General features: G+C 60.3%; 13 protein-coding genes. 5 read left to right on the forward strand and 8 right to left on the reverse strand.

The window, feature by feature from the left end; translation table 11 throughout:
• The first annotated feature begins 8 nt into the window (after positions 1 to 8).
• Together pbpC and QD357_RS23640 are read left to right on the forward strand one after the other, a co-directional pair.
• Positions 9 to 2096: a penicillin-binding protein 1C gene (gene pbpC, locus QD357_RS23635; protein ID WP_107106689.1), complete on the forward strand. Its 2088-nt coding sequence runs from the start codon at positions 9 to 11 to the stop codon at positions 2094 to 2096.
• Between the two features lie 89 nt (positions 2097 to 2185).
• Positions 2186 to 2545 (forward strand): nuclear transport factor 2 family protein, encoded by a 360-nt coding sequence (locus QD357_RS23640; protein WP_028750888.1) that lies wholly within the window; start codon positions 2186 to 2188, stop codon positions 2543 to 2545.
• Positions 2546 to 2824: 279 nt separating this feature from the next.
• On the opposite strand, the gene pheT is transcribed toward QD357_RS23640, so the two are convergent.
• From pheT to infC, 6 genes are all read right to left on the reverse strand, one after another.
• Positions 2825 to 5248: a phenylalanine--tRNA ligase subunit beta gene (pheT, locus tag QD357_RS23645; protein ID WP_107106688.1), complete on the reverse strand. Its 2424-nt coding sequence runs from the start codon at positions 5246 to 5248 to the stop codon at positions 2825 to 2827.
• Between the two features lie 16 nt (positions 5249 to 5264).
• Complete coding sequence (gene pheS / locus QD357_RS23650) at positions 5265 to 6347, reverse strand: phenylalanine--tRNA ligase subunit alpha (protein ID WP_107106687.1); 1083 nt, start codon at positions 6345 to 6347, stop codon at positions 5265 to 5267.
• 37 nt (positions 6348 to 6384) lie between these two features.
• Complete coding sequence (locus tag QD357_RS23655; RefSeq protein ID WP_107106686.1) at positions 6385 to 6594, reverse strand: hypothetical protein; 210 nt, start codon at positions 6592 to 6594, stop codon at positions 6385 to 6387.
• 69 nt (positions 6595 to 6663) lie between these two features.
• Positions 6664 to 7068 (reverse strand): 50S ribosomal protein L20, encoded by a 405-nt coding sequence (gene rplT, locus QD357_RS23660; protein ID WP_107106685.1) that lies wholly within the window; start codon positions 7066 to 7068, stop codon positions 6664 to 6666.
• Positions 7069 to 7106: 38 nt separating this feature from the next.
• Entirely contained in the window at positions 7107 to 7310 is a 204-nt protein-coding gene (rpmI, locus tag QD357_RS23665; RefSeq protein WP_028750884.1) for a 50S ribosomal protein L35, read from the reverse strand.
• A gap of 318 nt (positions 7311 to 7628) precedes the next feature.
• Positions 7629 to 8165 (reverse strand): translation initiation factor IF-3, encoded by a 537-nt coding sequence (infC, locus tag QD357_RS23670; protein ID WP_181315998.1) that lies wholly within the window; start codon positions 8163 to 8165, stop codon positions 7629 to 7631.
• A 280-nt stretch (positions 8166 to 8445) separates the two neighbouring features.
• On the opposite strand from infC, the gene QD357_RS23675 reads away from it, so the two are divergent.
• Both QD357_RS23675 and QD357_RS23680 read left to right on the forward strand, forming a co-directional pair.
• A complete protein-coding gene (locus tag QD357_RS23675; RefSeq protein ID WP_107106683.1) occupies positions 8446 to 9258 on the forward strand; it encodes an alpha/beta hydrolase in 813 nt (270 codons plus the stop codon).
• Between the two features lie 236 nt (positions 9259 to 9494).
• On the forward strand, positions 9495 to 10094 hold the full coding sequence (locus QD357_RS23680) for a transglutaminase-like cysteine peptidase (RefSeq protein WP_107106682.1): 600 nt from the start codon (positions 9495 to 9497) through the stop codon (positions 10092 to 10094).
• Between the two features lie 117 nt (positions 10095 to 10211).
• On the opposite strand, the gene QD357_RS23685 is transcribed toward QD357_RS23680, so the two are convergent.
• Positions 10212 to 10397 carry a hypothetical protein gene (locus tag QD357_RS23685; protein WP_107106681.1) on the reverse strand — a complete coding sequence of 62 codons (186 nt, stop codon included), beginning with the start codon at positions 10395 to 10397 and terminating at the stop codon, positions 10212 to 10214.
• Between the two features lie 123 nt (positions 10398 to 10520).
• Positions 10521 to 11504, reverse strand: a complete 984-nt coding sequence (gene mbfA, locus QD357_RS23690) for an iron exporter MbfA (protein ID WP_107106680.1) — start codon at positions 11502 to 11504, stop codon at positions 10521 to 10523.
• Between the two features lie 235 nt (positions 11505 to 11739).
• Between mbfA and QD357_RS23695 the strand changes: the two genes are divergently transcribed.
• Positions 11740 to 12207 carry a group III truncated hemoglobin gene (locus QD357_RS23695; protein ID WP_107106679.1) on the forward strand — a complete coding sequence of 156 codons (468 nt, stop codon included), beginning with the start codon at positions 11740 to 11742 and terminating at the stop codon, positions 12205 to 12207.
• The last annotated feature ends 9 nt before the right edge of the window (positions 12208 to 12216 follow it).

The raw sequence follows: 12216 nt of genomic DNA on the forward strand, positions 1-12216 counted from the left end.
AGCAGGCAATGAAGACGCGGTGGAAAATTGCGATCGGTGTCGGGGTGAGCGCCCTCTCGGTGGTGGCGCTTGCCTTTGGCCTTGCGGCTGCCGATCACGCCTTTCCGCCACCGCTCGACAAGGCCGGCATCGTTTCGCCTGAAGTGCTGGACGCCAATGGCGAGCTGCTCCGCGCCTTCGCCACGCCGGAGGGACGCTGGCGGCTGAAAACCGATGTTGCCGATGTCGATCCGCAATTCCTGCGCATGCTGGTCGCCTATGAAGACCGACGCTTCTACGATCACCACGGCGTCGACCCGGTGGCGCTCGGCCGCGCCTTTCTGCAGCTCGTCAGCCATGGCCGCATCGTCTCCGGCGGCTCGACGCTGTCCATGCAGGTGGCGCGGCTGATCGAGCCGCGCAGCGAACGGTCGGTGACGGCGAAGCTGCTGCAGATCGTCCGCGCCGTCCAGATCGAGCGACGGCTCAGCAAGGAGCAGATTCTCGATCTTTATCTGACGCATGCGCCCTATGGCGGCAATCTGGAGGGTGTACGAGCCGCAAGCCTCGCCTATTTCGGCAAGGAGCCGCGGCATCTGACGGTCGCGCAGGCAGCCTTGCTCGTCGCCCTGCCGCAATTGCCGGAAAAGCGCCGGCCCGACCGCAATCTCGCGAGCGCCGAGGCGGCCCGCCGTCGTGTGCTCGACCGCGCCGCTGTGTCGGCTGCCGTCGGCGATGGCGAGGCGGAGCGGGCAGCGCTCGTTCCCGTCCCGGCCAAGCGGCGGCAATTGCCAGCCTACGCTGCGCATCTGGCAGAAGCCGCGTTGCGCAAGGAACCCGGGATCGTCCAGCACCACACGACGCTGCGCCGGGATATTCAGCAGGGCCTGGAAGCCGTTGCCGATGAAGCGTCGAAGCGGCTGGGACCGAAGGTCTCGGTCGCCATGGTGATGGCGGATGCGCATACCGGCGAGATCGTCGGCGAAGTCGGCTCGGCCAATTATTTCGATTCCAGCCGCTCGGGCTGGATCGACATGACGCGCGTCCTGCGCTCGCCCGGCTCGACGCTGAAGCCCTTCATCTACGGCCTTGCCTTCGAAGAGGGATATGTCGCCCAGGAAACCATTATCGAAGACCGCCCTGCCGATTTCTATGGCTATCGTCCGCACAATTTCGACATGACCTACCAGGGCGATGTCAGCGTGCGCGAGGCGCTGCAACTGTCACTCAATGTGCCGGCCGTGCGCCTGCTCGATGCCGTCGGGCCGACGCGGCTGCTCGTGCGCTTCCGTCGCGCCGAAGTGAAGCCAGTGCTGCCGCCCAACGAGGCGCCGGGTCTTGCCATCGGCCTTGGCGGCGTCGGTATCACGCTCAAGGATCTGGTGCAGCTCTATGCCGGGCTCGCCAATCGCGGCAAGCCGATGCGGATCGGCGACGGCATCCAGGATAAGCCGGGACCTATCGAAGGCGAGCCGCTGATGGAACCGGTGGCAGCCTGGAACATCACCGATATTCTCTCCGACATCATCGCGCCGGCCGGCAGCAAGCAGCTCGGCATCGCCTATAAGACCGGCACCAGCTACGGCAACCGCGATGCCTGGTCCGTCGGCTATGACGGCGCGCATGTACTCGGCGTCTGGGTCGGTCGGCCGGACAACGGCGCAGTGCCGGGACTAGCGGGCTATGTCTCGGCCGCGCCCATTCTGTTTGAAGGATTTGCCAAATCCGGCGTCGCCATCGCGCCGTTTCCGCCGCCTCCCATGGGCGCGGTGCGCATTTCCGCCACCGAACTGCCAATCAGCCAGCGACGTTTTTCAGTCACCGCCGCCGGTCTGCTGTCGGCCTCGACCCGCGAACCGGCGCCGCAGATCGTCTATCCGCCGGAGGGCGCGCGCATCGACCTTGGCGCAAACAGTGGCGCCAACCCGCTGATGCCGCTGGCGCTGAAGCTGCAGGGCGGCCGCGCGCCGTTCCGTTGGCTCGCCAATGGCAAGCCGCTGCCCGACCTTTCCCGCCGCCGCACCAACCAATGGATTCCGGATGGCGCCGGCTATTCGACGCTGACCGTCATCGATGCCGCCGGCCGGGCCGCCAGCGTGCGGGTTTTCGTGGAATAGGACCCGATAAAATCATTGCGATACTGGGCGTTTTTGCCTGTCTGTGCGTTCATGCTATATTAACAGGCACTCAAATGAGGAACGGCGAGATGTCGGAAGAGCAAGCAATCCGCGCAGTTGTTCACCTCTATGTCGACGGCATGGCATTCGCGAATGAGCCGGCTTTGCGCAAAGCGCTGCATCCACGGGTCGCGATCATAGGCAATTATCAGGGCGCGGTGGAGTGGATGACGCGCGACGAATTCATCACCGCGATCGTCGAAGAAGGTAGCGCACCACCCGACACGGTGCCGTTGATGGAGATCGAGCTGATCGATATCGAAGGCGATGCCGCAAGCGTCAAAGTCGTCGACGAATTCGCCGGCATGCGCTTTTCCGACTATCTGTCTCTGCTGAAGATCGACGGACGATGGACCATCGTGAATAAGGTATATCATTTGCATCGGTGACAGAGCGCTGTCGGTATCTCAAAGCCACCCCTTCTATGCTGAGGTTCTGATACCCCCTCTGTCCCTTTCGGGACATCTCCCCCACAAGGGGGGAGATCGTTGGGGAGTATGCCGCCGCCCTCGTTTCAAAACAACAAACCTCTGTTTCCGCAGGTTCGGTAGTCGTTTGAAATGAGAGGATGCCACAAGTTACCAATCTCCCCCCTTGTGGGGGAGATGTCACGACAGTGACAAGGGGGTGCCGCCCCCACCGCAAACTCTGCAACAGCCGATCGCAGCTTAACCCCGCAAAACCCCACCCGTCGTTTTCGTCACATTGGCGACGATCTTCTGGGTCAGGGCTTCGAAATCCTCATCGGTCAGCGTGCGCTCGGCCGGCTGGATCTGGACTTCGATGGCGATCGACTTCTTGCCGTCGCCGAGCGAGGCGCCCTCGAAAATATCGAAGACATTGACGCCGGTGATCAGCTTGCGGTCGGCGCCGGTGGCGGCGCGAATGATGGCACCGGCTTCCACCGTCTTGTCGACCACGAAGGCATAGTCGCGCTTGACCGCCTGGAAGGAGGAGAGCTCCAGTGCCGGCTTGGTGCGCGTCGTCTTCTTCTTCGGCTCCGGCATGGCGTCGATATAGACCTCGAAGCCGGCGAGTGCGCCGGTGACATCGAGCGCTTCCAGCGTCTTCGGATGGAATTCGCCGAAATAGCCGAGCACGACTTTCGGACCCATCTTGATCGTGCCGGAACGGCCCGGATGATACCAGCCGGGGCCACCCTGCTCGATCTGGATATTGCCCATCGGCACGCCACAGGCTTCGATCACGGCCAGCGCGTCGGCCTTGGCATCGAAAACATCGACCGGCTTGCCGCCGCCCTTGGCAGCGTTCGACCACATGCGTCCGGCGCCGGTGAGCGTGGCGGTGCCGCGACGGATGCCGCCGGCGACACGCCGCTGGCCTTCCGGCCTGTCATTTTCATAGGTGCCGGAGACTTCGAAGAGAGCAACATCGCCGTAGCCCTTGTCGGCATTGCGCTGCGCGGCCGACAGAAGGCCCGGCAGCAGCGAAGGGCGCATGTCGGACATGTCGGCGGCGATCGGATTGGCAAGCTTCAGCTCGTTGGAACCGCCGCCAAAGAGCTTGGCCTGATCTTCCGAGATGAACGACCAGGTGACGGCCTCGAGCATGCCGCGCGATGCAAGCGCGCGCTTGGCGGTGCGGGTGCGGATCTGCAGCGTCGTCAAGATCTTGCCGTTGACGGCGTTGTGGCTCGCAAGCGGCGCCGGCTTGATATTGTCGACGCCGTGGATGCGCATGATCTCTTCCACGAGATCGGCCTTGCCATCGACATCCGGCCGCCATGGGGGCACGGCGACGGAGACACGCTCGCCGGAGCCGGAGACCGTGAAGCCGAGCTTCGTCAGGATCGACCTGCCCTCTTCCATGGAGACGTCAAGGCCGGTCAGACGCTTGACCTCGGAGAAGGGGAAATCGACGATCTTGGCGTCATAACCCTTATAACCTTCGATCTTGGCCTTCGCGGCCGTACCGCCGCAGCAGGCAAGCACTAGCTCGGTCGTGCGCTCGAGACCCGGAGCCATATATTCCGGATCGACGCCACGCTCGAAACGATAACGGGCATCGGAGATGATGCCGAGGCTGCGGCCGGTCTTGGCGATGTTCATCGGGTCCCAAAGCGCCGATTCGATCAGCACGTCGACCGTATTCTCATCGCAGCCGGAATGCTCGCCGCCCATGATGCCGCCGATCGACTCGACGCCATTATCATCGGAGATGACGACATTGCTGGGGTTGAGCTTGTATTCGCGCTCATCCAGCGCCAGCACGGTTTCGCCGTCCTTGGCACGGCGGACAACGAGATTGCCCTTGACCTTGGAGGCGTCGAAGACGTGCATCGGCCGGCCCTGGTCGAAGGTCATGTAATTGGTGATATCGACCAGCGCGCTGATCGGGCGGAGGCCAATGGCGAGCAGCCGCTGCTGCATCCACTTCGGGCTCGGGCCGTTCTTGACGCCGCGCACGAGGCGAAGCGCAAAGCCGGGGCAAAGACGCGCATCGTCCAGCTCGATCTTCAGCCCGGTCGACGTATCGCCGTCGACAGCGAAGGTTGGCGTCAGGCGCGGCTTCAGCGTGCCGAGGCCGGAAGCGGCAAGGTCGCGGGCGATGCCGTAAACGCCGGTGCAGTCCGGACGGTTCGGTGTGAGGTTGATCTCGATCATCGGATCATCGAGGCCGGCATAGGCGGCGAAGCTGGTACCAACAGGCGCATCTTCTGGCAGATCGATGATGCCGTCATGGCTGTCGGAGATTTCCAGCTCCTTTTCCGAGCACATCATGCCGTGGCTTTCGACGCCACGAATATTGCCGACCGCCAGCGTCACGTCGATGCCGGGAACATAGGTGCCGGGAGCGGCGAAGGCGCCAACGAGGCCGGCGCGCGCGTTCGGTGCGCCGCAAACGACCTGAACCGGTTTGCCGGAGCCATTGTCGACCATCAGCACCTTCAGGCGATCGGCCTGCGGATGCTTTTCAGCGGAAAGGACCTTGGCGATGACGAAGGGCTTGAACGCCGCCTTGTCGTCGACATCTTCGACCTCCAGCCCGATCATCGTCAGACGAGCGCAGATCTCATCGAGCGTGGCGTCTGTTTCCAGGTGCTCTTTCAGCCAGGAGAGTGTGAATTTCATTTGCTTTATCCCTTCCTTACACGCTCAAACCGCCGAACAGTGTCGGCATGTCGAGTGGGCGGAAGCCATAGTGGTTCATCCAGCGGACGTCGGCGTTGAAGAAGTCGCGCAGGTCGGGCATGCCGTATTTCAGCATGGCGATGCGGTCGAGGCCCATGCCCCAGGCAAAGCCCTGATATTCGTCCGGATCGAGGCCGCCGTAGCGCAGCACGTTCGGATGCACCATGCCGCAGCCGAGGATTTCCATCCAGTCGGTGCCTTCGCCGAACTTGACGATTGGACCGGAGCGGTCGCACTGGATATCGACCTCGAAGGACGGTTCCGTGAACGGGAAGAAGGATGGGCGGAACCGCATCGTCACATTGTCGACCTCGAAGAAGGTCTTGCAGAATTCTTCCAGCACCCAACGGATATTGGCGACATTCGCCGTCTTGTCGATGACAAGGCCTTCGACTTGGTGGAACATCGGCGAGTGCGTGGCGTCACTATCCTGGCGATAGGTCTTGCCGGGAATGATGATGCGGATCGGCGGCTTCTGCGCTTCCATGGTGCGAACCTGCACCGGCGAGGTGTGCGTGCGTAGCACCTTGCGCTCACCATTCTCGTCCGGCTGGAAGAAGAAGGTGTCGTGCATCTCGCGGGCGGGGTGCCCTTCCGGGAAGTTCAGCGCCGTGAAGTTATAATAGTCGGTCTCGACATCAGGACCTTCGGCAATCGAGAAGCCCATGTCGCCGAAGATGGCCGTGATTTCGTCAACGATCTGGCTGATCGGATGGATGCGGCCGCGTTCGGCCGGCGAAGAACGCACCGGCAGGCTGACGTCCAGCGTCTCCGCCTTCAGCTTGGCATCAATCGCGGCATCGCGCAGCGCGCCCTTGCGGGCGTTGATGGCGTCGGTCACCGAATTCTTCAGCGCATTGATTGCCGCGCCCCGCGTCTGCCGCTCTTCCGGCGACATGCTGCCTAGCGTCTTCAACAGTTCTGAAACCGAGCCCTTCTTGCCGAGAGCGGACACCCTGACGGCTTCGATCGCCTGCTCGTCCGTGGCAGCGGCCACGTCGGCCATGAGTTGGGTTTCAAGAGTATCGAGTTCCGTCATCTTGTCCTGCCTTGCGGAGGGCGGGCTCACCGCGCCGCTATTCCGCAGAATAATTGGTGAACACATACATCAGATAGCTGGTGGCAACGATGAAGCGCTGCAGATCACTACCCATGTGCACGCGGCCAATCAACCGGGCAAATGACAAAAACCCGCCAAGAAAGCGGCTCATGTGCCGAAGTTCGGCCGCCGCCTCCGGCGGCGCACGCTTTGACCAGGCCACATAAGCCGATCGCGCCTGCTGCAAACACAAAACCCGCACCGGTTTTACCGGCGCGGGTTTGCAATGAATACACGAACTACGTGCGAAGCGGTGTTAGCTTACAACAGCTTCGAATTCGTTCTTCGTGCCGGCGTCCTTGAGGTACTCCAGGGCCTTCTTGGAGGCGACAACGAGCGCGCCGAAAGCTTCCGGCTCATGGATCGCCATGTCGGAGAGAACCTTGCGGTCGACTTCGATGCCAGCCTTGTTCAGACCGTCGATGAAGCGGCCATAGGTCAGGCCGAATTCGCGGACGGCAGCGTTGATGCGCTGGATCCAGAGAGCGCGGAAATTGCGCTTGTTAACCTTGCGGTCGCGGTAAGCGTACTGCTTGGAACGGTCGACAGCGGCCTTGGCGGTACGGATGGTGTTCTTGCGGCGGCCGTAGAAGCCCTTGGCCTGCTTCAGAACCTTCTTGTGCTTGGCGTGGGCGGTAACGCCTCTTTTTACGCGTGCCATTTCATGATCTCCTATAGTCTATAGCGTTACGAATAGTCTTAGAGACCGTTCGGCAAGTAGTTCTTGACAACCTTACGGCCATCCGGTTCTGCGAGAACCATGGTGCCGCGGGCGTCGCGAATGAACTTGTTGGTACGCTTGATCATGCCGTGGCGCTTGCCAGCAGCGGCTGCCTTGACCTTGCCGGACGCGGTGATCTTGAACCGCTTCTTGGCAGACGACTTCGTCTTCATCTTGGGCATTTTGCTACTCCTTCGATGCTTCCTGGCGCGCTTTGCTAAAAGCCCTTCCCACAGATCCGGCCAGGCCGGGCTGCAACAAGGTGCCGGAGCGTTTGTTGTTGAACGGCGGATCCGGTGACGAACCGCTCCGCCAGCATTCTGAACTGCCACGGCATGCCCTGCCGGTCAGTTCGGACGCGCGCTTATAACCGCAGTCGCCCATAAGTGCAACGGGCACGGCGGGGATTCTTTTGCAGATCGATGACAGGCGTCAACCTGGCACCACAAAAGGAAAAAGCCGCCCAATCGGACGGCTCCGGCCTCTACCTCACTCGCGCCTCACTTCGGCGCAAGCACCATCATCATCTGGCGGCCTTCGAGCTTGGGCTCGGCCTCTACCTTGGCGATCTCGAGCGTATCTTCCTTGACCTGCTGGAGAAGCTTCATGCCGAGTTCCTGGTGGGCCATTTCACGGCCGCGGAACTTCAAGGTCACCTTCACCTTGTCGCCTTCTTCGAAGAAACGGCCGATCGCCTTCATCTTCACCTCATAGTCATGGGTGTCGATGTTGGGACGCATCTTGATTTCTTTGACTTCGACGATCTTCTGCTTCTTGCGCGCCTCGGCGGCCTTCTTCTGATTGGCATATTTCAGCTTGCCCAGATCGAGGATCTTGCACACAGGCGGTTCAGCATTGGGGGAAATCTCTACCAGATCGAGACCGGCCTCCTCTGCCATTCTCAACGCCTGGTCGGTCGGGACGATGCCCATATTCTGGCCGTCAGCCGTGATGAGCTGAACTTTGGGAATGCGAATTTCCCTGTTGGAACGCGGCCCGTCCTTTACGGGCGCGTCGGCTTTAAAGGGTCTGCGAATGGTCGTACTCTCCACGAATTGTTTCGGATTTGCTGCAGCCTCTCGCTCCCGTCGGCGCAACTGACGGAAATGTCGTAAAAGCTGTGGCGAAGTCAATAGCATGCCGCCAGGAAAAAATCACCTCCCGCGTACCATAACTGTGCTGCGCAGCCGCAAGATGCGCAAAGGACACAGCAACTTCGCAAAATAACGCATAAGCCTTCTTCAGAAACGGGAAGGATTTTTGCGGTTACCCGCGCGCGAATCTGCTTTATAGAGCACAAAATTCCGGGAGTTTCCGATGTCCGAAGCCTTAGCCAATCTTGAACCGACCTTTGTTTCCGTGGGCAGCGTCGGCGATCAACGGCAGATTGCCGTGCAATTGCGCGCCGCCAGGAAGGGTGCAAAAGGCGCGACGTTTATGTGGCTCTCCGGCTATCGTTCCGACATGAGCGGTACCAAGGCGCTGGAGCTCGACGCTCTGGCCGAACGGCTGGGCCACGGCTGCATCCGGTTCGATTATTCGGGCCACGGCCAATCCGGCGGCGTCTTCACCGAAGGAACAATCTCGCGTTGGCTGGAAGAGGCGCTTGCCGTCATCGACTACGCCAAGCCGAAGCACGTCGTCCTCGTCGGCTCGTCCATGGGCGGCTGGATCGCGCTGAGGCTCATCCAGGAACTGCGCAAGCGCAAGAAGGCGCCGATTATCCAGGGCCTTGTGCTGATTGCTCCCGCCCCGGACTTCACCATCGACCTCATCGAGCCGAACCTTTCCGACATCGAACGGAGATCGCTTGCCGAACGCGGCTATTTCGAGGAGCCTTCGGAATATAGTCCCGAGCCGAATATCTTTACCCGCGCACTCATCGAGGATGGCCGCGCCAACCGCGTCTTGACCGGCATCATCGAAACTGGCTGCCCGGTTCATATCCTGCAGGGCATGCAGGATGAGGATGTGCCTTTTGCGCATTCGTTAAAATTGGTCGAACATTTGCCGGCGGACGACGTCGTGTTAACACTTGTGCGCGATGGCGATCATCGGCTGTCCCGGCCACAGGATATCGAGCGCATATTGACCGCCGCCGAGACGCTGGCGCTCCACAATCATCCATAAAAACATATAGATAGCCTTTGAGAGAACCTGCGGATGGCCCCGCCCGCGGGGTAGAATTCGTGTGCGTCCGCTAATCAAAAGAGGCATTGAATTATGGCAGCTAGCCTCTTGATTGTGCTGAAATTAACCATAAAGGCTGGTTCCGCTGTTAACACTTAAGTAACGATTGACTTGGCGCGCCCCCTTACATTAACAATTTGTTAACAAATGCAGGGACGATACAAGGAAAAGTGGGCGTGCGTATTAAGGGCGTATTCGTAGCCTTCGCAGCTATAGTTGCGATGTCGTCGTCGGCCATGCCGGCCCCCCAGAACACCGCTTCGATGACCATCGGCGGCGTCACGTCGCAGCCGATTGGGCACTACGAATTTTGCGAGCGCCATACCGACGAATGCGGCCCGACACGCAATGCCGGCCCGGTCGATATGAACGCCTCCACCTGGGCGCTGGTCAACCAGATCAACCTGCGCGTCAACAAGACCATCACGCCCGCCACCGACATGGAAGTCTACGGCCAGGAAGAATATTGGGAATATCCGAAGACGGCTGGCGATTGCGAAGATTTCGCGCTTCTGAAGCGCAGGCTTCTGATGCAGAAGGGCATTTCCGCCGCCAATCTTCTGATGACGGTCGTGCGCAAGCCCGATGGCGAGGGCCATGCCGTGCTGACATTGCGTACCGACCAGGGCGACTTCATTCTCGACAATCTCGATGACGAGGTGAAGGTCTGGTACCAGACCCCCTATTCCTATCTGAAGCGCCAGGCGAGCTACAATGCCGGCCGCTGGGTCACCATCGAAAACGGCAACGACGTTCTGGTCGGTGCAGTCAAGTAAGCAGCCCAAAAGCAGAATTCATACAGAAGGCCGGCAGACCTGCCGGCCTTCTGTTTTTCCGGAAATGATTAGAACGGTCCCTACCCTTCAGGCATGGACAAATTGAATCGTCATTGACTAGTGATTCTTGCGGCTTTGCTGACCGGCCTTGACATGCTGCTCATGGTTGCCATCACGCATACCGCTCGATTGCTGCTCGCGTGAATCGGAAGACGAAGCGCTACGGGCCTTGTCATTCATGTTCTTATGGCTCTGCTGGCCAGCCTTGACGTGCTGATCGTGGGTTCCACCTTGGTTTGCCATTGGATTATCTCCTTGGGTTTCCAAACGAGGCCAAGAGCGGCCTCGTGGGGCTAACCGGTGGCACCCAGGGGCGTTCCGAATTTTAACATTTCGTGATGGTGGGTTTGTCCTTACCCTCGCATCTTACCCATTTCCGATCAGTATACCTGCGGCAAGCACCAGGGAACCGCCGACGACGACTTGGAAGGCGGCGCGGAGGAACGGCGTCTCCATATATTTGTTCTGAATGAAGGCGATCGCCCAAAGCTCGAAGAAGACAACGATGGCGGCGGTGATGGTGGCCGTCCAGAAATCCGGAATGAGATAGGGAAGCGCGTGACCCAATCCGCCGAGCGCCGTCATGACGCCGCAGGCAAAACCGCGCTTGATCGGCGAGCCGCGCCCGGAAATCTTGCCGTCGTCATGGGCGGCTTCGGTGAAACCCATGGAAATGCCGGCACCGACGGAAGCCGAGAGACCGACGAGGAAGGTTTGCCATGTCTGCTGGGTCGCAAAGGCGGCGGCGAAGATCGGCGCAAGCGTCGAGACGGAGCCGTCCATCAGGCCGGCAAGGCCCGGCTGCACATAGGTCAGCACGAATTTGCGGCGGGCATCAGCGTCTTCTTCTTCCTTCACCGATTGCGGCGTGTGCTTGTCGCCGAGCATACGGGCAATGTCTTCATGCCCTTGTTCCGCCAAGGCCAGATCGCCGAGAAGCTGGCGTGTCGAGGCATCGGCAACCCGCTTGCCGGCCTCGACATAAAAATTGTAGGCCTGCTGCTCCATGCCCTCGGCTTCGGCACGGATGGATTCGAGCGACAGGTTCTTGCGCAGCCAGTCCGGCTTGCGTTCGTAGAAACCGCTGACATGTTCGCGCCGGATCAGCGGGATGCGCTCGCCGAAACGCTTGCGGTGCATGTCGATCAGCGTCTTGCGATGGGTGTCTTCGACTTCGGCCATGTCCTCGAACACCTTGGCGGAGTCAGGATAATTGGCTCTCAGAATGTCGGCATAGGCGAGATAGATGCGCGCATCGTCTTCTTCCGAGGCGATGGCAATGGCGAGAATTTCCTGTTCGGTCAAAGAGGCAAAGGAACGTTTGGGCGAGCGGAAAAACCCGAGCAACATTAAGAATCTCCATCTTTAGAATTATTCTAATCTAAAGTGGCCGATCATACGGGTCAAGCACTAAGGCACGATCCCCAAAGCCGCGATGTGCTTTTCAGACAGGGCTGAACCAACCGCCACTTTGACAGATTGCCGCAACGGCGGCATGACACCTTGGTTGCGCCATGAAAATGCTTAGATAAGGGATCGACAACGCCGTATCTGCGCCAAGTCTGCGCGGCGGCAGGAGCATCACATGGACAGTGACATACAGGGCCGCGCCGCTCATATGGCTGGCATTCGTGAGAGGGCCGAAGCCGAGATGCAGCGCATCGGCATCGATGCCGCCTTCATCGACCGACTTGTCGAAACCTTCTACGGCCGCGTTCAGGCGCATCCCAGGCTCGGCCCGGTTTTTGACGGGCGTCTTGCCGGCCGCTGGCCGGACCATATGGAGAAGATGAAACGCTTCTGGTCGTCCGTCGCTTTCAAGAACGGCGCCTATGGCGGCAAGCCGGTGCAAGCTCATCTCGGCGTCGAAGGCATGGCGGCCGATCTCTTTCCGGAATGGCTGGCGCTGTTTTCCGAAACACTTGCCGACATAGCACCCTCGGACGAAGCCAGGGCCTGGTTCATGGCCACGGCCGAACGCATCGCCAAGAGCCTGACGCTATCGCTCTTCTATAATCCGGCGCTCGACGATCCCGCGAAGAAGACGGTTTAACGCGCACCC

Source organism: Rhizobium sp. BR 317 (assembly GCF_047445835.1).
Taxonomy (GTDB): domain Bacteria; phylum Pseudomonadota; class Alphaproteobacteria; order Rhizobiales; family Rhizobiaceae; genus Rhizobium; species Rhizobium paranaense.

Coding starts and splice junctions, on each gene's coding strand:
- mbfA (WP_107106680.1), bottom strand. CDS start 11,504: ATGTTGCTCGGGTTTTTCCGCTCGCCCAAACGTTCCTTTGCCTCTTTG.
- QD357_RS23675 (WP_107106683.1), top strand. CDS start 8,446: ATGTCCGAAGCCTTAGCCAATCTTGAACCGACCTTTGTTTCCGTGGGC.
- QD357_RS23640 (WP_028750888.1), top strand. CDS start 2,186: ATGTCGGAAGAGCAAGCAATCCGCGCAGTTGTTCACCTCTATGTCGAC.
- pheT (WP_107106688.1), bottom strand. CDS start 5,248: ATGAAATTCACACTCTCCTGGCTGAAAGAGCACCTGGAAACAGACGCC.
- QD357_RS23695 (WP_107106679.1), top strand. CDS start 11,740: ATGGACAGTGACATACAGGGCCGCGCCGCTCATATGGCTGGCATTCGT.
- rpmI (WP_028750884.1), bottom strand. CDS start 7,310: ATGCCCAAGATGAAGACGAAGTCGTCTGCCAAGAAGCGGTTCAAGATC.
- rplT (WP_107106685.1), bottom strand. CDS start 7,068: ATGGCACGCGTAAAAAGAGGCGTTACCGCCCACGCCAAGCACAAGAAG.
- QD357_RS23685 (WP_107106681.1), bottom strand. CDS start 10,397: ATGGCAAACCAAGGTGGAACCCACGATCAGCACGTCAAGGCTGGCCAG.
- pheS (WP_107106687.1), bottom strand. CDS start 6,347: ATGACGGAACTCGATACTCTTGAAACCCAACTCATGGCCGACGTGGCC.
- pbpC (WP_107106689.1), top strand. CDS start 9: ATGAAGACGCGGTGGAAAATTGCGATCGGTGTCGGGGTGAGCGCCCTC.